The sequence below is a fragment of the Pallidibacillus pasinlerensis genome (assembly GCF_009996845.1).
GTDB lineage: Bacteria > Bacillota > Bacilli > Bacillales > Caldibacillaceae > Pallidibacillus > Pallidibacillus pasinlerensis.
In genome coordinates this window covers 1-801 of sequence record NZ_JAACYS010000154.1, presented here as the reverse complement: position 1 = coordinate 801, position 801 = coordinate 1, and the positions used below count along the sequence as shown (strand labels likewise).

General features: G+C 32.2%; 1 pseudogene. It reads right to left on the bottom strand.

Annotated features, from left to right (window positions below):
• Positions 1 to 417 precede the first annotated feature (417 nt).
• Positions 418 to 690 (bottom strand): annotated as a pseudogene (locus GW534_RS15990) (arsenic resistance protein); the annotation flags it as partial.
• Positions 691 to 801: the final 111 nt, after the last annotated feature.

Here is an 801-nt window from a genome sequence, read left to right as displayed (position 1 = left end):
CAAATTCATAAGAGCCCCATATTTTTATAGACCTTTCATTAAAATCAACACGACCGCAAAAATAAGAGAACTAATGATTATCCATACTGATTGTACATGCATAAAAGATTTCGTTGTACGAATACCCCTTATTCTACTTATTTCTTTCGCAACTTTTAAATTGAGCGGAACAAAATAAAGCGAAAAAAGAAATCCGCCTGATAGTGAAACGCATACGAATACAATTATAATATTAGTGGTAAAATCTGCCAATAAACTTCCAATTAGAAAAAAAGGAACACCAGCCCAAATAAAGAAAGTCACCACTAATAAAACCAAAGCCATAACGACCAACATAAAGTTCCTTTTTAACACTTCGATATAATTATGAATATATAAGTTCAATGCTACCATTCCTTTACTAAAAGGATTCACCTGCTAATTAATAATTCTCTTTTTAAATTCCTTTTTCCTTGTGAAAAGTAGCATTTGTGAGACAATGGCGAGTACAAGTAATTCAATTAATGGTCCGATAACTAAAGCGAGAGCAATAAGCGGTTGGTCCGGAAATGCTGTTACAGCTATAGCTAAAGCTACGGGCGAATTTCGAGCGATAATCGTCATATTTAAACTTACCGAATCTTCATAGGAAAATTTTAAAAATTTACCAACCAAGCGACCTACAATATAGTTAATAACAAAAACAGTAAGACCGGAATAATGAAACGGGGCAGTTTGTGGAATAAAGGATTCATTCACATAGTTATTATTGAAAAATCATGGTGTTTATTCATGGTGTACTTTATTACTTTTTAAGTATAA